This is a genomic window from Microcoleus sp. K4-B3 (assembly GCF_036704615.1).
Classification (GTDB): Bacteria; Cyanobacteriota; Cyanobacteriia; order Cyanobacteriales; family Microcoleaceae; genus Microcoleus.
Genome location: NZ_JAUBSF010000026.1, coordinates 1 through 21,543, shown reverse-complemented (window position 1 = coordinate 21,543; position 21,543 = coordinate 1). Strand labels below are relative to the sequence as shown.

The following is a 21,543-nucleotide window of genomic DNA, read 5'->3' as shown; positions in this document are numbered from 1 at the left end:
ACAATCCCAAATTTAATGCCTCAATTACAAAGATTAGCAGTTACTGCCGCTCAAATTTGCGATCGCAAAATCGACTTAACTAGAGAACAGCAGCATTATTTAAACCGAGTGCTGCGTTTGAGTGAGGGCGATCGATTTATTGCGATGGACGGCCGGGGACATTGGTGGTGTGCCGTCCTAGAAGTGCGGGAAACCGGGTTATTTGCCTCGATAGCAGAGGAGATTTCTGTGAACAGGGAGCTACCCGTGGAAGTAACTTTGATGGCGGCATTGCCCAAGGGAAACGGCTTTGATGAGGTTGTGAGACAGGCGACGGAGTTGGGTGTGGCAAGTATTGTTCCGGTGACGAGCGATCGAACTTTGCTCAAACCGAGTTCTCAGAAGGTCGATCGGTGGAGAAGGATTGCTGCGGAGGCGGCGGAACAGTCGGAACGCCAATTTGTGCCGACGATTTTAGAGCCTATTTCGTTTGAATTTGCTGTGAAAGATTGCGGTCAAAAAAATCGATTTATCTGTGTTGCTCGCGGGGGCAATCGGCATTTGTGGGATTGTTTGAAGGGTTTAGAACCCCCCCAGCCCCCCTTGTTAAGGGGGGAGCAAGATGGAGCGACTGGTTTCGCTCCCGCCCAGCCCTCCTTAATAAGGGGGGAGCAAGAACAAGAGGAATTAGCGATTGTGATTGCTGTTGGGCCGGAGGGTGGATGGACTGATGGTGAGGTGGAAAGGGCGATCAAATTTGGTTTTGAAGCTGTTTCTTTGGGGAGTAGAATTCTCAGGGCGGTGACTGCGCCGATAGTTGCTTTATCATTGGTGGGCGCGGCTTTTGAGAAGTGCTAATATCATAGTCTTGGACGCGGGTGGCCAGAAACCGGGTTTTTTTCCTTGGGTGCGGGCTGTAACGCGTATTCTCAACAAAAAACCCGGTTTCTTTGGTTTTAATGCGTAAGTCTCGATCGCAAAATCACCAAAAATTTATAAAATAATTAGGTTGAGAGCCAATGAAAATAGAGTTGACGAAAGGTCGATCGCTCTTTTGGTCGATTCCCTACGGGATAGCTTCGCTTCACGCGCTTTTGGCAATTTTCGGTACAACATCAGTTTCTGCACAATCTCCTAGCTTTCCCATTGCTCAACAGATTAATTGCGATCGCCCTCAAGGAGATGCGCAAGTCAGAACTTGTATTCGGTTGAAGTATGAGGCATCGGATCAACGACTGAACGAGGTTTACAAACAACTGATGTCCCAATTGAGCGGCGAAGAGCGATCGCTACTTTCCGAAGCACAATTAGGATGGATTAAGTTAAGAGATAAAACCTGTGAATTTGAAGTTTATAAAAATCGTGGCGGTACGGGTTATGGAGGTTTCCTCAATGAATGTTTGGATCGCATGACTAAACAGCGCACTGCGGAGCTAGAACAGTATTTAATAAAACAGAGATAAAATACGAAGTAGACCGTACAACACCTGACAATAATAAATAGAAACAAGTATTTATGAAAAGCCGATCGCCCTTCACCCTCGCCCTCACGATCATCTCAGCAATTGTAACCACCACCGTCCCAGCAGTTTTCGCCCAGCCACAGCCATCAGCCAACGAAATCTACATCGATAAAAATTGCAATCGCAACCAGCAATTATCGCAACTTGAAAGATTAACTATCTTTAGCAGAAACGAATTTACAACTAACGGTCAAAACTATTTGTTCTACGCCGCCCGCTATCAAGATGGAGCCGTGCTTTTCTGTATCTCAAAACCCAACTTTAACCAACCTAAACTTCTAACAGCCAAACAAATACAATCCCAATTTATTGACAAAATAGTCCGATATCCCAACAACAAAACAGGCTTTATCATCGCAGTCAGAGAAGGAAATGGCCCCGGGGCCCCCGTGACAAATTACGGCTTAAATTTGAGCAATGTCGATCGACCAAAACTCACATCCCTTTCCATCTTACAGCAGCGGGGAACCCTCACAGACGGCGAATCCCGCCAACACACATTTCAAGGACGGACAGGTCAATCTATTACGATCGACCTCAAAAGCAGAGCATTCGACCACAACATAACACTGTTGGACACTAGCGACAAAATTATTGCCCAAAAAACAGGCAACTCCCAGAATGGCCGAGAGTCTCTACTCACCGTAAAATTGCCTAGTAACGGCACTTATAAAATAGTTGTTAAAGGAGGCGATCGCACAAGCAAAGGTACTTACACATTAAGCATAAATTCCAATCAGCTTTAACTGAACTTTAACCAACCCCTAAACAAATTCAAAAACAGGTGTTTCAATCACCCTAGTCGGCTTTCTATCTTCCCAAATCATCTTCTGCAACTGTTCCACAGTTTCAGGCAAAAAAAATCGCTCTCCTGTTTCCAAACACACTCTAGCTGGAACATTTTCAATAATAATAAACTTACCATTTATTTCAAGCGTATAATTTACTTTTTGTTCCACCATTGTTTCTTGCAATTTGACACGTATTTTTTCAATGCTTGTCATAGTTTCATATCATATCTATAAGTTAACACAAGAGCCAAAATTGTTAACCAGTAGCGGAACCAACCAAACATCAGCCAAGATAGAAACAACGCCATTCCCGCAACCGCCATGACAGACATCAACCAAATAGCCGCCGCCCTAGATGGCAAAGAATACAAACAAGCAGCCCAACTCATCAAACAACTGCAAAAAGAATCCCCCGAAAATCCGTGGGTGCAATACTACATCGGCCGTTACTACGAACTCACCAACAACCTCGAAAAAGCCCAAATAACCTACAAACAAATACTCCGCGACATCACCAACCCCAAAATCGTCTCCCAGACCCGCCAAGGCATTCAACGGATTGAAATCGCCCAACAAAACGTCCGCCAACAAGCCATACAAACCGCCAAAAACGACCCCAGCAACCTTGAACCCGGACTCCTCATCCTCGAACCAGTTAGCCCCGAAAACAAACCCGCAGCCATTCAAAATATCAGCAGAATCTTCAAAATCGACGCATACACAACCCGGATGCAAATCCAAAGCCGCGGCTGGAGACTCTACAAAACTGGTCCCATCGCCGAACTCAGAATTTACGGTCAAGAACTCCTCAACGCGGGCATTCCCGTATTTTGGGCCACCCTAACCGATATTCAAAAAATCCAAATCTTCCGAGTGCAACACTTCAAGTCTCTCTCTTCCCCAGCCGTTGTTTGCAAAGATCAACTCGATCGACTCGGTGCGATCGAATTTAACTGGTCAGAAGTTACCCAAAGAGTAGAAGGCTTGTTGCCGATGTTCATCGAAGTCATGGACTACTCCCCCAACCGAAGAACCGAGCAATTTCGCCACAGAGAAATCAGGCAAGATTACGCTCAAATCTGTGACTTGCACATTCCCAGCAGAAACTGCATTCTGCGAATTTGCGACCAAAGTTACGAATTTCAACAAGGAGTTGACTTCACCAAAGCTTCTGCCGATCTCCCCACTTCACCGAACCCGAAAAACAAAACATCCAGAGTCAAAAACTCTCAACAGATTCCTCAAAGTACCACCAGAATTAACTGGAATCACTTACTGGAAATATTCGAGCGCCAGCTTGACGTTACAGTTTGGTCAGAATTTACGCCCTTTGCCGAGACAGTGCTCGATTACACTAATATGTTGAGCAAGATCGAATCTCATATAGAAGTCGATCGCAAATCCGAAACTCCTTGGGACTCAGCTTTTCAGCTATACAGCGGATTAGCCTTCCTCAGAAACCAAGAAAATAGGGAATAGAACAAAGAGTTAAAATTAAAAATCAGGAATCCCATTTTTAATTTTTTAACGCCAGCATTGGGAATTCTCCAATGCCCAATTCCCTATTATCAATTCCCAATTTCCTACTTCGTTTTCACCTGACGAGCCATTTCCCGAAAATTGTTCATGCTGGGGCCAGGGCTCCGACGACTTGCATTTGATGTCGGCATTAAATTATTAGGAGCAAAAGTCCGAATCGGTTCAGCTTGACTCGGCACTTTCCCGTTATTTGCAGCAGCAGGTACCTTCGCGGGTTCTGGAGTATTGGCAGGAACGCTAGCGGCTGGTTCCTTTTCTTTCTTAGACTTTTTCTCTACCTTAGCCTTTTTAGCTGGTTCAGACTTCTCAGACTTTTCAGACTTCTCAGACTTCTCAGACTTCTCAGACTTAACAGGCTCAACTTTTGCCGGTGCGATCGTAGCAGTCTCAGCCTTCTTGGCAACAGCAGTGTCAACCTTCGCAGGCTCAACTTTTGCTGGTTGCTTCGCTCCCGACTCGCCCAAATCTAGGAAATATTCAGACTTTTTCAAGCCCAAAAGTCTGCCGAAAAAGCCGAAAATACCGCCGAAGAAATTTTTGATAAAACCAAACATTAGACTTACTCCTTTTGTTCTTTAAGAGAAATTTGTACAAGCTTGTCAACAAAGTTAGACTACGAGGTAAGGCAACTTTTGTCTACATTTCTTAATCAAAATTTACATTTGGCTGTATTTAAGCTACCTCATCCAAGCTAATTTTAGGTATAAATACCATCACAGCTTTGCACTTATTTACAAGTATCTCAGAATTTGTTAGCGATTCCCACTAATTGTCGATCGTACCTCGATCCGATTCGCTAGCTGTCCTAGTAGGGGTAAAACTCCCTAGGGGAGTGATTTATGCTGTAATCAGCAAGCAATTTTTCCCCAAAATGAACAGTTCGCTCGATCGCAATCCCGTCATCCTCCTACACGGCATCTGGGACACAAAGATTATTTTCAGCAAAATGTCCGCCCGCCTCACCCAACTCGGATGGTCAGTCCACAGCCTCAACCTCACCCCCAACGACGGCAGCCTCGGGCTCGACTTACTGGCCAAGCAACTCGCAGACTACATCTCTGAAACCTTCGATCCAGAACAGCCTTTAGACATAGTAGGCTACAGCATGGGGGGCATCGTCAGCCGCTACTACGTCCAGCGACTCGGAGGAATCAACCGCGTACAGCGTTTCATCACCCTATCTTCCCCTCACCACGGCACCCTCACAGCCTATTCCCTACGCCTACCAGGATACCTGGATATGCGCCCCGATAGTGGCTTGCTGCGCGATTTAAATCAAGATGTGACAATGCTCAAACGCATAAACTTTACATCAATGTGGACGCCATTTGACATAATGATTGTACCGTCGAACAGCTCCCAAATGCCAGTAGGTAAAGAAGTTAAAGTCAACGTTTTGCTGCACCGCCAAATGGTGACAGAACCCATAAGTATTAACGCATTAGTAGAAGAACTAAAAGCACCTCTTGAAAATAAAATTTCCACTTAAACATGAATAGCAATTTCAGCCGCAATCCAGTCTTGCTAATTCACGGAATCTTCAGAAAATCGGGAATTTTTTACAAAATGTCTGCCTACCTGACCCACCTGGGATGGTCAGTTTACACCCTCAATCTCTCGCCCCATTGGGGCAACGCCAGCATAGACGAATTAGCCCAACAAATAGCAGATTATATAGACAAAACCTTTGCGCCCGAACAGCATATAGATATAGTAGGATTGAGCATGGGCGGTTTAGTAACTCGCTACTACCTGCAAAGGTTAGGCGGCCTTAACCGAGTGCAGCGCTTTATTGCCATATCTTCTCCTCACAGCGGTACTTGGATGGCTTATACTCTGTGGGGAAAAGGCTGCGTTCAAATGCGCCCGGGCAGTGCTTTTCTGGAAGATTTAAATCGAGATGCTGCTTTGTTGGAAAAGCTTAATTTTACTTCGATTTGGACAGATTGGGATTTCATTATTGTACCCGCTTCTAGTTCCCAAATATCTGCTGCGAAAGAAGTAAAATTGTCCGTATTCGCCCATGCCATGATGGCGAGGCATTCCAGCAGTTTAAAAGCTGTAGCTGAAGCATTGTCGGAACCATTGAAAATTAATAATTAACTGGTAGAATGCGTCATCCGAAAGTTTTTTATAAAATAAATAATATTATTGTGACGAACCCTAAGAGGCTTTTTAACGAACGCCGAAGTAGTAGAGTGCGTCAGCAGAGAACTTCTCAATTACAGAAAAAATTAGACTCTGCTGACGCACCAGAATCACGACTAAAAATTTTAGACCAAAGTTCAAGCTCCCTCATTCATGTTTGGAGCCAATTCTTCAATCTAAAATCTAAAATCTAAAATCTAAAATCGACTGACGCACCCTAAGAAGCTACTACTAAACTGCATCGCCCACTTCAGCGTATTCGCTGCGGCCAAAAATTGCTTCAGCTTCGCAGTAATACTTGAACTCCAGTATATTGTGGAAAGGGTCTTCTAAGAAGAAAGTACGGTGTTCTGTAGGCAAACCGACAAATCGCCGTCTCGGTTCTTGATAGAAATTTAAGTGGTTTTGCTGGGCTTTTTCTAGCAACCCTTCCCAGTCAGCTTCGGAAGTAAAAATTAACCCAAAATGCCGGGGATAAATGCCTCGCTGAGGCGTCAAAGGTTCGTGGCTGACGTGGGCGACAATTTGATGGCCGCACAAACCCATAATCGCAGAATTCGGCGATTCGCGACCTAGTTCGCAGCCGAGCCCGTCTACATAGAACGCTTTTGTTTGCGCAATATCGGTCACGGGGAAGGCAAGATGAAATAATACTTGGCTCATGGAGGTACTAAATGCAGAATTCAGAATTGTTCTTTAATTATTTATCTTGGTCTAATCCTTGGTTGGTGGCGATCGCCCTAAATACAGTTTTACTCGCGATCGGCATCATTGCTCCTAAAAAATTGCTCACTCCCGCTGGCCAATTTCACGGCTGGGTATTGGGCGTCCTCATCTGGGGCTGTTTGGGATGGCAAGGCTATGCTGTGGTGATGTTTTATTTTCTTGTGGGATCGGGAGTTACCAGCATCGGCAAAGCCCAAAAAGAAGCAGAAGGCATAGCTGAAAAGCGTTCAGGCGCCCGAGGCCCGGAAAATGTCTGGGGTTCTGCTTTAACCGCTACTCTTTGTGCTTTGGGAGTTTTGGCATTATCTATTTTAGGAGAGACAGGCAAGATGCCTGTGCCGCAAGATGCTATTTCCCTGTTATTGCTGGGTTACGCCGCGAGTTTTTGCACCAAACTTTCGGATACCTGCGCTAGCGAAATCGGCAAAGCTTACGGGAAGCGGACTTTTTTGATTACCAGCTTGCAGCCTGTACCTAGGGGTACCGAAGGGGCCGTAAGTTTGGAAGGAACAATTGCGGGTATTGTCGGCTCAATTCTGATTGCGCTGTTGAGTTGGGCAGTCGGTTTAATTGACTTGACAGGAATTGTTTTTTGTGTTATTGCAGCTTTTATTGCCACGAACATCGAGAGCGTGATTGGGGCGACGGTGCAATCAAAGTTTGAGTGGCTGACCAACGAGGTAGTAAATTTTTTTAATACACTCATAGGAGCGATCGCAGCGATCGTTTTAGCGGCGACCTGGAGAGCTTTTTTAGCTTAGTTAATCGTCGAGGCATTCGCGACCCAAGAAACCGACTTTTTTACGATAATTCAAGGCATTAACGCAGTATTTTTTGAAAAAAACCCGGTTTCTTCCTTCAGGGCTATTAGTTATTAGTTATTAATCATTAGTCTCCAGCAATCAACTCATGACTAATGATTAATAACTAATCGAACTAAGCGTCGTCTTGCGGCCCAAAAACCATTTGTACAATCATCGTCGGTTCGCCCTGCTTGTGATAGCGATCGGCCCAATTGCGAATAATCTCATCTAATTCCTCAAGGGCTTGGTCGAGGCGTTCCGGCGGAATATCCAAAGTCTCCATAACTCGCATCACCTTCGGTTGTTTTTCCGCCCAATCCTTCATCAGCCGGAAATATCTAGCTGTATCCTCCACCATAGTAAATGTCCGCTCTTCCTGCTCTGCCGGAGAGTAAGTAGCGCGGCTGAGGGCATAAAACGGCATTCCCCAGGGAGCATCAATGCGAGTAACTGTTCCCGAATAGATCAAGCGCCGCTTGATGTGTTCTGCTAAAGCTTCGCTCAAAGGCATTCGCCTTTCTGGAGGCATATCTTCTTGCGATCGCCTGTGCAGAAACTCGATCAACTCCATAAACTGAAAAGAATTGATCAGTTGAGCGTCAGGGGGATTCGGAGGAATTTTGCCTTCGAGATATTTTTTTTCATCCGCAGTCAAGCTGTTTCCCGGAATGCGAGGGCGTCCCGGCAACCAACCATACTGTTCCAGCCAGACATAAGGAAACTGAATCAAATATCGAGGTTCTTGGGAACCCAACATTTTCAGCAATTTTCCTTGAGTCAGAGCTTCCTGGACTTCCTCAACAATCACCTTCACCCGTTTAGGCTCAATGTGATGCAAGTGTCCAGTCATCCGCAGGTTGTTTTTCTCCTCAATATAGGTCATGTAAATAGCACACTTAGCCGCCGTTGCGGCCGCGTCTAGAAACGCCCCGTGCCTGTGCCCACTGGTTCTCATGGCGCTAAACGCCAGATATAGCATGATCTGATCCATTGCACTAGGGCTGAGGCTTTTGACCAGATCCAAAGAGTCATTTTTCATCACTATCCCCGAAATAGCCAAACTTGGAGGCATCTTGTCGTCCTCCATTAAATTATTGCGAGAGCGCCGAATCAAGCATAGCCGACTGTCGCCGGAAAGCTTACCAGCTACCCTAATATTCAGGTTAGTTAATTTCCCTGAGGTAACAGGGGCATGGGCTTAAAGGCGATCCACACCGCATAAGTGGTTCTTATTGGTGGCGAATTTAAGTAGATTGCTGCACCCTCTGCGCTGACAGTTTACCTATATATAAATTAGTGATCGCACGTTAATTATAGTGCAGCCATTGAAAATTAAACCCCACCTGCGGCGGGGAGACAGTAAATAACTGTTGCGATCGGAGGAATTTGAGGCGACTCCGAGCTGATAATGTTTGAATAGTTATGGATGTCAAAACCCGGTTCGATCGATCAAAATAAGGGGTGGAGGGCAAGGCATATCGGTTGAAAGACCCGGATGCTCCCAGGCCTGTCGGTAACTCCTGTTTAATTGAAGAGTTTTCAATACAAAACCGCCATATACTAGAATCTATATCTAGGTAGATGGCGGTTCCAGGTTTATATGCTATCATCGATCACACAAAAAACAATCTCCTCATAACAGTCAACAAAAAGTTCAGTTGTCGCTTAACCTGAAAAACTAGAATCCCAGAAAATCCGATCGCTCGAATCAACAGCCCGAACCAAGTCAGTTGCGATCATCGCTTACGTCCATTGCCATTAGAAATCTTGTAGCGGATGAGTGTAAACATTAGGCTCGGTAAAATCCCTGCGTCCGCTGCCCCTATGAGGAACGCGCTCAGCCTTTTGTTGAGTTTGGGCGGATAACATATATTGGGGGGTGGCAGTTTCGAGCATTGAGAGTGGAGATTCAAAAGCTCGAGCGGCATTGGCACTCAAGGTAATGCCCAACAGGCTCAGTAAAGCAATTGCAGTATAGGTTTGCATGGGTAGTATCCGTGTCAGTGTCTATTACGTGATACGGACTTGCCCCGATCTATCAGGATAGATATCTCTACAATTTTCGGATCTCTGCAAAAAACCTTACCTCTTCAATTCTACTGATACCGACAGTAGCCAAGCACCGGCAAAATTCAGCCTGCCCCATACTGTCAGAGGCTTTTCGGTTTCGCACTTCTGTAAAAATCTGTCGGTTTCCGAGTCCAAAGTCACGAGTTGCCAAGTTTGACCGGCTAAGGATGTGGGGCTTGTCAGCATTAGCGTCCAGTCTTGTTCGCCGAGGCGGCGGAAAATCCCCGAAAATTCGCTGTGAGTATTTGCTGTTTGACTGCTTTGTTTCTCTACTGAGAAAGGACATTTGCCGCTGGCGGGATATGCTTGAGGTCGATCGAGATAATAGCGCTGCCAGTCGAGCCAATCCGATCGATCCCGTGTCAAATTAAATAAAGGAATAACCGCCGCACTCGCCTCGGAATCTTGCAGCAAAGCTTCCTGCAAAACTCTCACCGGCAAATCCCGCGGCTGACATCCAGATTCCGCGCACAAAGCCGCCGCCATCCCAGCAGCCTGTCCGATGTTCATGACAACTGGCTGCAAGCGAGTTGCACCGTTGGCGATGTGAGAGACGGAAATATTTTTTTCGCAGGCTAGCAAACCGTCTACACTCGCAGGAATTAGCGCGCTGTAAGGAATGGTAAACGGAGTTCCCGTCCAGCGGCCGCCCCAGCGGAGGGATTTGGGCTGCAAGGGAATGTCGCCACTGGTGTAGTGGTGGTCGTTGGCATAGTTGCCGATCGCAATTGTTTCACAAATGCCCTGACAATTTATCGGCAACTTCGCGACTCTTCCACCGACAACAGGCAAAATATCTTGTTCTCTGATTGTTTGTACTCCCCGCAAACGGCGGCTTTCTCGGTAGTAAGGATGTAAGGCGAAGGAAGGAAGAAGGGAAGAATTTTGTTGATTTTCGATCGTGGAAATCGGGAAAATGTTCTGTGCTAAGCCGTAGCGGGGGCCGAGTTGCGTTTGAATGAAGCGGGCAAAACTTTGAGTGTGCCACAGACTTTCTTGCAGGAATTCTTGTCGAGATGCTTCAGATTTAATGAGTCGATCGACCCCTTCACCATAATCATTACCTCGAATCGGCCAATTAATCATCAACAATCCCCCCGGAAGCCTGCCGTAATCGAGAAATTGTTCGGGAGTGTAACCGTCCCAAGCACCGATAAATCGATCGGGATTTTCAACAGGCGGCGCGGGAATTTCTGGCCCGGCTGCACCTTTACCAAAATCCTGCATGATTGCCACCCAAGTCGGAGCTTGCACCGAATAGCGCTCTGTGAGAGCATTAGAGGTAGCCGGCGCGCTGGGTTCTCCCCACTCGGCTTGGAATTCCCAACCCCAGCGGTGTCCAACTTCCGCTAAAGCCAGCAAATCTCCCAATTCCGTTGCATCTAAAGTGATTTTGGCGGAAACCGTAAAATCTGCAAACCGAACGCCAGCAATGCGATCGCCTTCCAATAGCACATCTTGAGCGATTTGTCCAGAAATCCAGTGCAAGTTCGGCAAACATTTAACCCAATCAGCAAAAATTTCAGCACCGGTGCGGGGATCGTAAGTAAAAAAACTGACCCAGCCCCAATCCAAACCTCCCGGCTGTCGCTGCTGGAGTTCCCGGAGAAACGCGCCCCACAAACCGGTTTGAAAAGCTGCTAATTCATTGCCATCGGGGGCAGAAACGCCTGCGGAAGTCAGCATTCCTCCCAGCCAGGGGAATTCGCTGACTAAAATAGTTTTGGCACCTCGGCGGGCTGCTTGGACGGCAGCAGCGGTACCGCCGGTGCCGCCACCGACTACCAAAACATCTGCTTTTAAAACGGAAGACATAGGCAATACCATTTGAGATTTTAGGTTTTAGATTGCGAAAGGCTCAGTCAGGCGATCGGTTCGCTAGGGATAGATGTTCGGTGTTGGCGATCGCGCATAGAATGTAAGGTGCACGGCCCGGCGCATCCTACGGATTTTAAGATTACCTATTTCTCATCTTCCCTCTTCCTCTGTGTCCTCTGCGTCCTCTGCGGTTAATAAAAAAATTAGTTATTGTGAAAGTCAGATCGCATCTCAAATTAAAAAGAATCAGAACATGGGGAACCGCGACAGTAAAATAATACGTCGCGTAATTTCCCCACTATTCACTACTAACCAAGCAATTGAAAATGGAAAAAGGTTTTATTTTGTGGTTCACCGGGCTGAGCGGTTCCGGCAAGACAACTATCACCAAAGCTCTCGAACCCGAATTGAAGGCAAGAGGTTGCAAAGTTGAAATATTGGATGGAGATGTCGTTCGCACCAACTTGTCAAAAGGTTTGGGATTTAGCCAAGAAGACCGAGATACTAATATTCGGCGGATTGGATTTGTAGCCAACTTACTGAGTCGCAATGGAGTTGTGGCAATTACGGCAGCTATTAGCCCCTACAGAGCAATTCGCGATGAAATTAGAGCAATCGAGCCAAATTTTGTGGAAGTATATGTCACAGCGCCGTTAGAAGTGTGCGAAAGTCGCGATGTCAAGGGACTATACGCTAAGGCGAGAGCAGGAGAAATTAAGGGTTTTACGGGAATTGACGATCCTTATGAAGAACCGCTCAATCCTGAGATTATTTGTGACACAGAGCGAGAAAGTGTGGAAGAGAGTGTTAAAAAAGTTCTGAGCAAGTTAGAAGAGTTGGGTTACATTTGATGGTGGCGGGGTAGGAAGCGGATAGGGGCAAAAGGCGATGGCGAGCAAAAACTATTCAAAATTCAATACTGTCAAAGGTTTCACGGTCAAAATTTTAACAGTTTCAGCGCTGGCTGCGGGTTCATCTCCGGCGATGGCCCAGTTTTTGCCTCCTCCTCCTCCTCCTCCTGGCTCTTCTGTTCCCGTACCCGTGCCCGCAGTTCCAGGATTTCCGGCGCTTCCGGCAAGTGCACCTTCAAGTGTAAGATCGGAAGTTTACACTTTAGGCGCGGGCGATCGCATTCAAATGGACATCTTCAACGTCCCGGAATACAGCGGCCCCAACGGTCAACACCAAGTACAGGCGGACGGTTCCTTGAGTTTGCCGTTAATTGGCAGCGTTTCGGTGTACGGGATGACCTTAGAACAAGCTTCTAATGTTGTTAAAGACAGATACGGCAAATACCTCAAACGTCCTTGGATTACGCTGAAATTGCTGGCACCGCGTCCTTTGCAAATTGCGATCGCGGGCGAAATCAACCGCCCCGGAGCCTATACAATATCCTCAGCAGCAGGCCCCGGAGGCACAGCAGAGCAAATGGGAACTCAAATGCCAACGATATCGCGGGCTCTGCGAATGGCCGGCGGAATTACCCAGTCAGCAGACGTGCGCCAAATCAAAATCCGCCGCCCCCAGCGCAACGCACCGGAACAAATTATTAGTGTGGATTTGTGGGAATTATTGCAAAACGGCGATTTGCGGGCCGATATGACTTTGCGCGACGGCGATACTATATTTATTCCCACTGTAACTAGCCTCAACCGCCAAGAAGCACCGACTTTAGCAGTAGCTAACATTACCGGACAAAGCACTCAACCAATTAATATTGCTGTGGTGGGCGAAGTAACTCGCCCCGGTACTTATACTTTGGCAAAAGAGGCTCAAAGTAGGGTACAAGAGAATGAAATGGGTGCAAATTCTGGTTTGTTTGCTGCCAGCGAAACCAACGGCGGGGAAACTGTTTTGCAGCAAACTGTAACGAGGGCAATTAAAATGGCGGGCGGCATTACGCCTGTAGCTGATATCAGACAAATACAAGTTCGCCGCCTGACGCGGGCGGGTACAGAACAAATTATTAATGTGAATTTGTGGCAACTTTTGGAAGCAGCAGATGTATCCCAAGATTTAGCGCTGCAACAGGGAGATACGGTAATCGTTCCCAAAGCCGAAAATCTCGATGCAGCCCAAGACGAACAAGTTGCTAATTCTAATTTTTCACCGGATACGATTAAGGTGAATATTGTGGGAGAAGTCGTGAAACCGGGAGCGATTGCGGTGCTGCCCAACACTACTTTAAATCAAGCGCTGGTAGCAGCGGGAGGTTTTAATAAAGCGCGGGCCCAAATGGATTCGGTGGATTTAATTCGCCTCAATCCTAACGGCACTGTTTCGCAGCTAAAAGTTCAGGTTAATTTTTCCGCAACAGCCAATGAAGAAACTAATCCCAAACTGCAAAATAATGATGTAATTATGGTAAGGCGATCGGGCCGCGCTACGTTCTCGGATAATGTAGGCGGGACTCTCGCTCCTTTAAGCCCGCTGTTAGGAATATTTCGGTTGTTCAATATTTTTCAGTAATTTGAATAGACTAGCATTAAGGCTTCATAAACCCGCTTTCTAGAAAAAAATCGGTTGGGTAACTAAATATCTAGGAATCAACCGGATAGCTGAAACTACGCAAGCGGTACAGACGTTTAAACTAATAAGTTGTAGAAATCAAATGAAACCAGGGAAAAAATCTCAACTAGCACTTTTTAATAACCATAAAAAAGTCGCCGATCTGCAAAAAACATCTTCCGTCCTTTATGAACAAGAGCAATTTTTAGGCAGAGACCAAATAGAGGAAGAAGAGTTAAGTTTTTGGGAAGTTTGCCGCAGTCGCTCCATCTTAGTCATCGGCGTAGCAGCGGCAGTGACCACGGGGGTTTTTGCCTGGACGCTGAATCAAAAAAGTGAGTACGAAGGGCGCTTTCAATTATTAGTAGAACCCGCAGTTACGCAAAATACCTTAGCAAAAATATACTCCGGTGAGCTGAAACTGCAACCAGCGGCCCCCGCGACGACAGAAAAGCCAGATTTTGATTACGAATCGCAAATTCAAGTTTTGCAAAGCCCGCAAGTGATGTCGCCGATTATTAAAGAGTTGCAGGCTAAATATCCCGAAATAAATTACAATTACCTCTTAAACCAAAAAGCAGATAATTTGCCCTTTTCTAAGCAAACGAGGCTGTCAATTAATCGCTTCAAAAATACCAAGATTATCGAAGTTAGATATCGGGATTATGACCCGAAAAAAATTCAGTTTGTTTTGGGAAAAGTGGCGCTAGGCTACCGCAACTACAGCGTGCAAGATACCACAACTCAAATTAGTCAGACTCTGGATTTTGTGAAATCGCAAATTCCCAACCAGCAAAAGCGCCAACAAGCTCTGCAAACAGAAATTCAAAAGTTGCGGCAGCAGTACAATTTCATCGACCCGCAAATTCAAACCCAACAACTCGCCGAGCAAATCAGCCAACTTCAAACGCAAAGATTAGATGCGCAAACGCAGCTCAATCAGCAGAGATTGCTCTATTCCAATCTGCAAAATCAGCTCGGGTTAAACCAGAAGCAAGCGCTGATGGCCTCGGCTCTGAGTCAAGCTCCCCGCTATCAAGCGATGCTGACTCAATTGCAGCAATTAGAAGGGCAAATTGCGATTAACTCGGCTACGTTTACAGACCAAACTCCGCAAATGCAATTGTTGCGAGAACAGCAAAAAAACCTAATTCCTTTGTTAAAGAAAGAAGCCCAACAGGTTCTGGGAACTGATTTGGCTAAGGTAAGTTCGCAAGTGCTGGCTTTTCAAGATCCGGTGCGGATTAAGTTAATCGAGCAGTTTATCGGTACTGCTAATTTAATTCAGGTGCTGGGCGTGCGGAATCAAGTTTTGGAACAAGCTGCTAAGCAGTTGAATCAATACTCTCAAGGATTACCGGTGATTTTGCGGCGCTATTCCGATTTGCAGCGCGAGTTGGATTTGACTAACAATACGCTGAATGGTTTGCTGGCAAAACAACAAGCTTTGCAGCTTGAAGCTGTGGGTAAAAAAGAGGTGGCTTGGGAAATTATTGCTAAGCCGGAAATTCCGCGCTACAAAAATGGCGAGTTGATGGCTGTTTCTCCAATTATGCCTTTGAATTTGGCTTTGGGGGGATTGGCTGGTTTGCTGTTCGGTATGCTGGCGGCGCAATTGGCGGAACGGTTTAACAATAAAACGGTGTTCCACACTCCCGAGGATGTCAAACATTCGATTCGGCTGCCTTTGTTGGGGGTGATTCCTGCTAGCGATAAAATTTTGAGGCTTCCTCCTGCTGAGACAAGTCCGGTGGATGTGGCAAGTTCGCCGGTGCCTACAGATGCTTTTCAAGAAGCTTTTCGATCGCTCAATGCTAATATTCGCTTACTAAACGTTGATAGTCCGATCAATTCTTGTGTCATTACTTCTTGTCAAGTAGCTGACGGCAAGTCTACTGTCGCAGTAAATCTGGCGCGGGCGGCGGCTGCAATGGGCCAGCAAGTGCTGTTGGTGGATGCGGATTTACGGCGGCCGCAGGTGCACGAAATGCTGGGTTTACCGAATTGGCAAGGCTTGCACAATGCGATCGCGGATGATGTGGATGTGGAACAGTTGATTTTGCGATCGCCCCGCGATGAAAATTTGTTTGTGTTAACTTCCGGCCCGGTTCCTCTCGATCCCACAAAGGTGCTTTCTTCCAAAAAAATGCAGCATTTAATGGCAGCTTTGTCAAGTCATTTTGACTTAGTTATTTACGATACTGCGCCGCTTTTGGGTTTGGCGGATGCGAATTTGTTGGCGGCTCACACTAACGGATTGATGCTGGTAGTGGGGCTGAATCAAACTGAGCGGGAGGCGCTGTTGTTGGCTTTTGAAGATTTGAAAATGGCGGGGATTCCGCTGTTGGGAATGGTGGCGAATAACGATAAAGGCAGCAGGTATTACTATCAGTCTTACGTGCAGGATTACATTCAGGAACAGTCTGTTTGAGGGAGAAGGCTTGAGAAATGTATAATAGTGGAACAGGCCTTCGGGCCTGTTAAGCGAGAATGCTGCAAGATGTCTGTTTTAATTTTTAACTTTGTATCGAAGTCTCGCTCCTCCTAAACCTCCCTTAAAAAGGGGGACTTTAAGAGATGATTGGGATCTTGAAATTGCTGCTGAGACTCAAACGAAGTCAGCACAACGCGAGATTAAGAGAGCCAGTTGAAGAACGAATTTTCTTAAGATTTGCGATCGAGACTCTGCACTATAATTAAAAGTTGAGAGTTTTAAACAAATCCCGACACTTGCCAATTGGCATGACCTGAAAACGTGGCTGGTAAATTCCCATTTTGTAATACATTGATACAACTCCCCGCCTAGCTTGAAAACAAGAGGGGAGTTTTGTGTTTTTCATACAGGAGAGGAAACAATGGCTATTGCTACTATCAACCCGGCAACGGGAGAAACGCTGAAAACTTTCGAGGCGATCGCGGATGAGGCAATAGAAGCTAAGCTGGAATTAGCACAGCAAGCTTTTAACAAATACCGCTACCTGCCGTTTGAGCAGCGATCTCTGTGGATGCAGAAAGCCGCAGACATCTTAGAGCGCGATCGCGAAATTTACGCTGAAATGATGACTCTGGAAATGGGGAAAACGCTCAAATCTGCGATCGGCGAAGTGGAAAAATGCGCTTTAGTTTGCCGCTATTACGCCAAAAATGCTGCTCAATTTATGGCAGACGTACCGGCAACCACCGACGCTAGCAGCAGCTTTGTCCGCTACCAACCGCTGGGCGCTATTTTAGCCGTCATGCCCTGGAATTTCCCATTTTGGCAAGTTTTTCGGTTTGCGGCGCCGGCGCTGATGGCGGGCAATGTGGGCTTGCTCAAACACGCTTCCAACGTGCCGCAGTGCGCTTTGAAAATCGAAGAAATTTTCGCGCTTGCTGGCTTTCCCGAAGGAGTTTTTCAAACTTTGTTAGTGGGTTCGGACAAGGTAGCTAAGATAGTTGCGGACGATCGCATCAAAGCAGCAACCCTCACCGGCAGCGAACCAGCAGGTGCTAGTTTAGCAGCAAATGCGGGCAAAAGCTTGAAAAAAGTTGTACTGGAATTAGGAGGAAGCGACCCCTTTATCGTGATGTCCAGTGCTGATTTAGCAGCAGCTTTATCAACTGCTGTGACATCCCGGATGCTAAATAACGGTCAATCTTGCATCGCCGCCAAACGCTTTATTTTAGCAGAAGATATCGCAGACGAATTCATCAAAGGATTTGTCGAAAAAATCGAGCAATTAAAAGTAGGCGATCCGATGTTGCCCGAAACCGATATCGGCCCTTTAGCTACTCCCGCAATCCTCAAAGACTTGGACAATCAAGTGCAAACTTGCATCCAATCGGGAGCAAAACTTCTGACAGGCGGCCGCCCATTGTCAGAGAAAGCGGGCAATTTCTACTTGCCAACTATTCTGGCAGACATTCCTCCGGATGCTGCGGCGCGTCAAGAAGAGTTTTTCGGTCCAGTAGCTTTAGTATTCCGAGTTGCAGGCATCGATGAGGCGATCGAACTCGCAAACAGCACATCTTTTGGCTTGGGTGCGACGGCTTGGACTACAGTAAACTCAGAGAGCGATCGGTTTATTTCCGAACTAGAAGCAGGCGCCGTATTCATCAACGGCTTAGTAAAATCAGACCCCAGATTGCCCTTTGGCGGCATCAAACGCTCCGGTTACGGACGCGAATTGAGCATCCAAGGAATGCACGAATTTGTCAACATTAAAACAGTGTGGGTAAAATAAGTAAAGCTCGATACACTGCTCGTAAAAATATCAATTAATCTGCGTTAATCCGCGTTTGTCTGCGGTTAATTAAAATTAATTGAGTATTTTTACGAGAATTTGACCAAGAGAAAAAATCCACACTTACAGAGGCAAAAACGGAAATGAACACTGCTGAACTACTCGTAAAATGTTTAGAAAACGAAGGAGTAGAATACGTCTTCGGACTTCCAGGCGAAGAAAATTTAGAAGTTCTAGAAGCCCTGAGAAAATCTTCAATTAAATTTATTACTACTCGGCACGAACAAGGCGCAGCCTTCATGGCAGACGTTTACGGTCGCCTCACGGGCAAAGCCGGCGTTTGTTTGTCCACCTTGGGGCCGGGCGCAACTAACTTAATGACAGGAGTTGCTGATGCTAACTTAGACGGGGCTCCTTTAGTAGCAATTACCGGACAAGTCGGCACAGACAGAATGCACATAGAATCGCACCAATATTTAGATTTGGTTGCCATGTTTGCGCCAGTTACTAAGTGGAATGCTCAAATTGTCCGACCCAGCACGACGCCAGAAATTGTCCGCAAAGCCTTTAAAGTAGCTCAAAGTGAAAAGCCGGGAGCAGTTCATATTGACTTGCCAGAAAACATCGCAGCAATGGCTGGTGAAGGAAATCCGCTAACCAAAGACAACCGCGAAAAAACTTTTGGCGCTTACCAAAGCCTGAATAAAGCCGCTGTGGCAATTTCCAAAGCAAAAAGTCCTCTCCTATTAGTAGGAAATGGCGCTATCCGCGCGAATGCCAGCGATGCTTTGACACAATTTGCTACTCGATTGAATATTCCCGTAGCTAATACTTTCATGGGCAAAGGCGTAATTCCTTACACTCATCCTTTGGCACTTTGGACGACGGGATTGCAAAAACGGGATTACATTAGCTGTGCTTTTGAAGAAACGGATTTAGTGATTGCTGTTGGGTACGATTTGATTGAATATTCCCCGAAGAAGTGGAATCCAGACGGGAAAATTCCGATTATTCACATAGGAGCTCTGCCAGCAGAAATTGACAGCAGTTATATTCCTCTGGTAGAAGTTGTGGGGGATATTTCTGATTCCCTCAATGAAATTTTGCAGCGTGCCGATCGCATGGAGAAAATAGACCCTTTTGCTAAGCAATTGCGGGCGGATATTCGCGCTGGGTACGAACAATATGCAGCCGACGACGGTTTCCCGATCAAGCCGCAAAAACTCATTTACGATTTGCGGCAAGTCTTGGGCCCGGAAGATATTCTTATATCTGATGTGGGAGCTCACAAAATGTGGATTGCGCGGCACTATCATTGCGATCGCCCGAATACCTGTTTGATTTCCAACGGATTTGCGGCGATGGGAATTGCGATTCCGGGTGCGGTGGCTGCAAAACTGGTTTATCCCGATCGCAAAGTAGTAGCAGCCACCGGAGACGGTGGCTTTATGATGAATTGCCAAGAATTAGAAACTGCTTTGCGAGTCGGTACTAATTTTGTGACACTCATCTTTAATGACGGCGGTTACGGCTTAATTGAATGGAAGCAGCAAGATTATTTTGGTCATTCAGATTTCATCAAATTTGGCAATCCCGACTTTGTGAAATTTGCCGAAAGTATGGGCTTAAAAGGCTATCGAGTTGAATCTGCAACTGATTTAATTCCTGTCTTAAAAGAAGCCCTGGCTCAAGATGTCCCTTGCGTGATTGACTGTCCGGTAGACTACCGGGAAAACGCGCGTTTCAGTCAACTATCTGGGGATATGAGTTGCCCTTTGTAAGAGTAGCCCGAAATCAGGAAACGGCACTGCCGTTTCCTCCATCGCCCTGTTGTTGAGGGTTATATCCGATCGCCCTTAAATCGCGCTTTTTGACAAATTGGGATGTAAGGGCGATCGGGTTTTACGTTTCTATAATTAATGAGTTTGGTACTTATAAAGTTACCGGAAATCAGGACACGGCAGTGCCGTTTCCCTACAATTAATCTGTCGATGGTCACATCCTAAAAGTGCGATCGATTATTTTGGGGTAGGGAAACGGCATTGCCGTTTCCTCCATCGCTTGTTGATGGTTATATCCGATCGCGCTCTGAGGACTTTTTGACAATTTGGGATGTAAGGGCGATCGGGCTTTTGCTCTCATGCCTCACTCTATTGACCTCTCGTCAGCAATAACTATGATATAGTATAAAATACGATATTTGTAAAAGCCATGTCTCAAGCAACATTAACTGATGTTTCCTTAGATCCAATATTAGAGCGCTTGACGCAACTTGCCCAACTAGAACCTGATTGGGATTCTTATGGTGCATTGCCCGTTTCGCCCGTTGCTTTTGTAAAAGCCTGTCAGTTGCTTATTCATATCAAATACTCTCTTTCGCCTTTAGTTGGCGATCTAATTTTACCCTATGATGCAGCACCAATTGCTAATGGTAGCCTACAACTGGAATGGCGAAGCCCACACGGCAATCTAGAAGTGGAAATTAAACCTGATATGAGTTTCAGCTATCTACTAATTAAGGGAGAAGGAAACGATAGAAAATTTGAGGAAAAAAACCAGGTATCATTATCTGAAGTCCTGAATGTGGTGTCTCAGCTATTGATTCCCTAAGTCAGGATGAGATAATGCTAGAAGAAATTGCAGACAATGATATTTTTTATCGTCGAATTCCTAATGTACATATTTATGAGGATGGTACTGTAAAATCAGTTGCTTTCCAGGTTAGAGGAAAACCTGATAACAGTATCTCAGTTGAGTTAGCGAGGCTAACAACTCCCCAAGAAGTTTTAGCTGGTGCGAGAAATCCTGACACTACAAAAGTGGGTGTGTTGGTAGCAGGATATGCCCGTTCTTTAGGTTTCATTATCCGCCACGATCCTTTGCAGGATAATCCTGCTCATTGTCTTATTGAGGGGGAAAACAATAAAGTCAAGTGTAAACTTTTGGCTGAGGCTACAACTATTTTGACTTTCCATGAATAAAGGCGATCGCGCTTTTTAGATGGCTATTAGGTCATTATTCCGCACTGTTTGCTACAATTATTTAAGTCAGCTTTAAAAACTGCCATGACCCAAGCTACCTCAATAACAACTGAATATCAAATAACTGTGAGTTCTCCAGTTTGGCAAAAAGTTGAGCAAATTGCCGGAGAATTTAACTTGTCAGTTTCTGAACTATTGGAACAGATATAGCGATCGCAAATGGTTTGTAAATCATAAATCCTGTATTATGAGGTATAGCGGTTCTCAAAAAAGTGAGGTATGCCCTATGCCCTATGCCCTATGCCCTATACCCTATGCCCTATGCCGGATAGTACCTCATCTTTCAGAGAAAGGCTATATGTGAATCTAAGTAGGAGTTGAAATGACTCAAAAGAAATCGTCAGAAAAAATCGGAGAGGATGAAGTCGAAGCCT

21 protein-coding genes are annotated in these 21,543 nt (G+C 45.9%); 14 read left to right on the top strand and 7 right to left on the bottom strand.

Going from position 1 to position 21,543, the window contains the following annotated elements:
• Positions 1–15: 15 nt before the first annotated feature.
• From QUA78_RS13885 to QUA78_RS13875, 3 genes are all read left to right on the top strand, one after another.
• Positions 16–837: a 16S rRNA (uracil(1498)-N(3))-methyltransferase gene (locus QUA78_RS13885; protein ID WP_333302705.1), complete on the top strand. Its 822-nt coding sequence runs from the start codon at positions 16–18 to the stop codon at positions 835–837.
• A 161-nt stretch (positions 838–998) separates the two neighbouring features.
• Positions 999–1,442, top strand: coding sequence for a lysozyme inhibitor LprI family protein (locus QUA78_RS13880; protein ID WP_333302707.1), 444 nt, complete (start codon positions 999–1,001; stop codon positions 1,440–1,442).
• Between the two features lie 53 nt (positions 1,443–1,495).
• Positions 1,496–2,248 carry a PPC domain-containing protein gene (locus tag QUA78_RS13875; RefSeq protein ID WP_333302709.1) on the top strand — a complete coding sequence of 251 codons (753 nt, stop codon included), beginning with the start codon at positions 1,496–1,498 and terminating at the stop codon, positions 2,246–2,248.
• Positions 2,249–2,266: 18 nt separating this feature from the next.
• Here QUA78_RS13875 and QUA78_RS13870 read toward each other — a convergent pair whose 3' ends face one another.
• Complete coding sequence (locus tag QUA78_RS13870; RefSeq protein ID WP_333302711.1) at positions 2,267–2,506, bottom strand: YgiT-type zinc finger protein; 240 nt, start codon at positions 2,504–2,506, stop codon at positions 2,267–2,269.
• A gap of 108 nt (positions 2,507–2,614) precedes the next feature.
• Here QUA78_RS13870 and QUA78_RS13865 point away from each other — a divergent pair, with 108 nt between their 5' ends.
• Positions 2,615–3,772: a tetratricopeptide repeat protein gene (locus QUA78_RS13865; RefSeq protein WP_333302712.1), complete on the top strand. Its 1,158-nt coding sequence runs from the start codon at positions 2,615–2,617 to the stop codon at positions 3,770–3,772.
• Positions 3,773–3,876: 104 nt separating this feature from the next.
• Here the strand turns inward: QUA78_RS13865 and QUA78_RS13860 are convergent, their stop codons facing one another.
• Complete coding sequence (locus QUA78_RS13860) at positions 3,877–4,386, bottom strand: hypothetical protein (RefSeq protein WP_333302713.1); 510 nt, start codon at positions 4,384–4,386, stop codon at positions 3,877–3,879.
• 317 nt (positions 4,387–4,703) lie between these two features.
• Between QUA78_RS13860 and QUA78_RS13855 the strand changes: the two genes are divergently transcribed.
• Both QUA78_RS13855 and QUA78_RS13850 read left to right on the top strand, forming a co-directional pair.
• Positions 4,704–5,321: a triacylglycerol lipase gene (locus tag QUA78_RS13855; RefSeq protein ID WP_333302715.1), complete on the top strand. Its 618-nt coding sequence runs from the start codon at positions 4,704–4,706 to the stop codon at positions 5,319–5,321.
• Between the two features lie 2 nt (positions 5,322–5,323).
• Complete coding sequence (locus QUA78_RS13850; RefSeq protein ID WP_333302716.1) at positions 5,324–5,935, top strand: alpha/beta fold hydrolase; 612 nt, start codon at positions 5,324–5,326, stop codon at positions 5,933–5,935.
• A 276-nt stretch (positions 5,936–6,211) separates the two neighbouring features.
• Here the strand turns inward: QUA78_RS13850 and QUA78_RS13845 are convergent, their stop codons facing one another.
• On the bottom strand, positions 6,212–6,643 hold the full coding sequence (locus QUA78_RS13845) for a VOC family protein (protein ID WP_333203643.1): 432 nt from the start codon (positions 6,641–6,643) through the stop codon (positions 6,212–6,214).
• An 11-nt stretch (positions 6,644–6,654) separates the two neighbouring features.
• Between QUA78_RS13845 and QUA78_RS13840 the strand changes: the two genes are divergently transcribed.
• On the top strand, positions 6,655–7,467 hold the full coding sequence (locus QUA78_RS13840) for a TIGR00297 family protein (protein ID WP_333304688.1): 813 nt from the start codon (positions 6,655–6,657) through the stop codon (positions 7,465–7,467).
• 175 nt (positions 7,468–7,642) lie between these two features.
• Here the strand turns inward: QUA78_RS13840 and hetR are convergent, their stop codons facing one another.
• From hetR to QUA78_RS13825, 3 genes are all read right to left on the bottom strand, one after another.
• A complete protein-coding gene (gene hetR, locus QUA78_RS13835; protein ID WP_172184509.1) occupies positions 7,643–8,548 on the bottom strand; it encodes a heterocyst differentiation master regulator HetR in 906 nt (301 codons plus the stop codon).
• Positions 8,549–9,267: 719 nt separating this feature from the next.
• Positions 9,268–9,495 carry a heterocyst-inhibiting protein PatX gene (gene patX / locus QUA78_RS13830; protein ID WP_333304689.1) on the bottom strand — a complete coding sequence of 76 codons (228 nt, stop codon included), beginning with the start codon at positions 9,493–9,495 and terminating at the stop codon, positions 9,268–9,270.
• A gap of 96 nt (positions 9,496–9,591) precedes the next feature.
• Positions 9,592–11,394, bottom strand: coding sequence for an FAD-dependent oxidoreductase (locus QUA78_RS13825; protein WP_333304691.1), 1,803 nt, complete (start codon positions 11,392–11,394; stop codon positions 9,592–9,594).
• A 329-nt stretch (positions 11,395–11,723) separates the two neighbouring features.
• On the opposite strand from QUA78_RS13825, the gene cysC reads away from it, so the two are divergent.
• The 5 genes from cysC to QUA78_RS13800 all read left to right on the top strand — a co-directional run bounded on the left by cysC (position 11,724) and on the right by QUA78_RS13800 (position 19,909).
• Positions 11,724–12,248 (top strand): adenylyl-sulfate kinase, encoded by a 525-nt coding sequence (gene cysC, locus QUA78_RS13820; RefSeq protein WP_333304692.1) that lies wholly within the window; start codon positions 11,724–11,726, stop codon positions 12,246–12,248.
• A 37-nt stretch (positions 12,249–12,285) separates the two neighbouring features.
• Positions 12,286–13,866 carry an SLBB domain-containing protein gene (locus QUA78_RS13815; RefSeq protein WP_333304693.1) on the top strand — a complete coding sequence of 527 codons (1,581 nt, stop codon included), beginning with the start codon at positions 12,286–12,288 and terminating at the stop codon, positions 13,864–13,866.
• A 142-nt stretch (positions 13,867–14,008) separates the two neighbouring features.
• On the top strand, positions 14,009–16,336 hold the full coding sequence (locus tag QUA78_RS13810) for a polysaccharide biosynthesis tyrosine autokinase (RefSeq protein WP_333304694.1): 2,328 nt from the start codon (positions 14,009–14,011) through the stop codon (positions 16,334–16,336).
• Positions 16,337–16,760: 424 nt separating this feature from the next.
• Complete coding sequence (locus QUA78_RS13805; protein ID WP_333304695.1) at positions 16,761–18,128, top strand: NAD-dependent succinate-semialdehyde dehydrogenase; 1,368 nt, start codon at positions 16,761–16,763, stop codon at positions 18,126–18,128.
• Positions 18,129–18,271: 143 nt separating this feature from the next.
• Positions 18,272–19,909: an acetolactate synthase large subunit gene (locus QUA78_RS13800; RefSeq protein WP_445302393.1), complete on the top strand. Its 1,638-nt coding sequence runs from the start codon at positions 18,272–18,274 to the stop codon at positions 19,907–19,909.
• Between the two features lie 214 nt (positions 19,910–20,123).
• Here QUA78_RS13800 and QUA78_RS13795 read toward each other — a convergent pair whose 3' ends face one another.
• Positions 20,124–20,270, bottom strand: a complete 147-nt coding sequence (locus QUA78_RS13795) for a hypothetical protein (RefSeq protein WP_333304696.1) — start codon at positions 20,268–20,270, stop codon at positions 20,124–20,126.
• Between the two features lie 69 nt (positions 20,271–20,339).
• Here QUA78_RS13795 and QUA78_RS13790 point away from each other — a divergent pair, with 69 nt between their 5' ends.
• Both QUA78_RS13790 and QUA78_RS13785 read left to right on the top strand, forming a co-directional pair.
• Positions 20,340–20,738, top strand: coding sequence for a hypothetical protein (locus QUA78_RS13790; RefSeq protein WP_333304697.1), 399 nt, complete (start codon positions 20,340–20,342; stop codon positions 20,736–20,738).
• Positions 20,739–20,752: 14 nt separating this feature from the next.
• Positions 20,753–21,109, top strand: coding sequence for a hypothetical protein (locus QUA78_RS13785; RefSeq protein WP_333304698.1), 357 nt, complete (start codon positions 20,753–20,755; stop codon positions 21,107–21,109).
• The last annotated feature ends 434 nt before the right edge of the window (positions 21,110–21,543 follow it).

Bases quoted from the DNA above. Each gene is read 5' to 3' on its own strand.
- QUA78_RS13885 (WP_333302705.1), top strand. From the start codon at position 16: ATGCCTCAATTACAAAGATTAGCAGTTACTGCCGCTCAAATTTGCGAT.
- QUA78_RS13880 (WP_333302707.1), top strand. From the start codon at position 999: ATGAAAATAGAGTTGACGAAAGGTCGATCGCTCTTTTGGTCGATTCCC.
- QUA78_RS13875 (WP_333302709.1), top strand. From the start codon at position 1,496: ATGAAAAGCCGATCGCCCTTCACCCTCGCCCTCACGATCATCTCAGCA.
- QUA78_RS13870 (WP_333302711.1), bottom strand. From the start codon at position 2,506: ATGACAAGCATTGAAAAAATACGTGTCAAATTGCAAGAAACAATGGTG.
- QUA78_RS13865 (WP_333302712.1), top strand. From the start codon at position 2,615: ATGACAGACATCAACCAAATAGCCGCCGCCCTAGATGGCAAAGAATAC.
- QUA78_RS13860 (WP_333302713.1), bottom strand. From the start codon at position 4,386: ATGTTTGGTTTTATCAAAAATTTCTTCGGCGGTATTTTCGGCTTTTTC.
- QUA78_RS13855 (WP_333302715.1), top strand. From the start codon at position 4,704: ATGAACAGTTCGCTCGATCGCAATCCCGTCATCCTCCTACACGGCATC.
- QUA78_RS13850 (WP_333302716.1), top strand. From the start codon at position 5,324: ATGAATAGCAATTTCAGCCGCAATCCAGTCTTGCTAATTCACGGAATC.
- QUA78_RS13845 (WP_333203643.1), bottom strand. From the start codon at position 6,643: ATGAGCCAAGTATTATTTCATCTTGCCTTCCCCGTGACCGATATTGCG.
- QUA78_RS13840 (WP_333304688.1), top strand. From the start codon at position 6,655: ATGCAGAATTCAGAATTGTTCTTTAATTATTTATCTTGGTCTAATCCT.
- hetR (WP_172184509.1), bottom strand. From the start codon at position 8,548: ATGAAAAATGACTCTTTGGATCTGGTCAAAAGCCTCAGCCCTAGTGCA.
- patX (WP_333304689.1), bottom strand. From the start codon at position 9,495: ATGCAAACCTATACTGCAATTGCTTTACTGAGCCTGTTGGGCATTACC.
- QUA78_RS13825 (WP_333304691.1), bottom strand. From the start codon at position 11,394: ATGTCTTCCGTTTTAAAAGCAGATGTTTTGGTAGTCGGTGGCGGCACC.
- cysC (WP_333304692.1), top strand. From the start codon at position 11,724: ATGGAAAAAGGTTTTATTTTGTGGTTCACCGGGCTGAGCGGTTCCGGC.
- QUA78_RS13815 (WP_333304693.1), top strand. From the start codon at position 12,286: ATGGCGAGCAAAAACTATTCAAAATTCAATACTGTCAAAGGTTTCACG.
- QUA78_RS13810 (WP_333304694.1), top strand. From the start codon at position 14,009: ATGAAACCAGGGAAAAAATCTCAACTAGCACTTTTTAATAACCATAAA.
- QUA78_RS13805 (WP_333304695.1), top strand. From the start codon at position 16,761: ATGGCTATTGCTACTATCAACCCGGCAACGGGAGAAACGCTGAAAACT.
- QUA78_RS13800 (WP_445302393.1), top strand. From the start codon at position 18,272: ATGAACACTGCTGAACTACTCGTAAAATGTTTAGAAAACGAAGGAGTA.
- QUA78_RS13795 (WP_333304696.1), bottom strand. From the start codon at position 20,270: ATGAGAGCAAAAGCCCGATCGCCCTTACATCCCAAATTGTCAAAAAGT.
- QUA78_RS13790 (WP_333304697.1), top strand. From the start codon at position 20,340: ATGTCTCAAGCAACATTAACTGATGTTTCCTTAGATCCAATATTAGAG.
- QUA78_RS13785 (WP_333304698.1), top strand. From the start codon at position 20,753: ATGCTAGAAGAAATTGCAGACAATGATATTTTTTATCGTCGAATTCCT.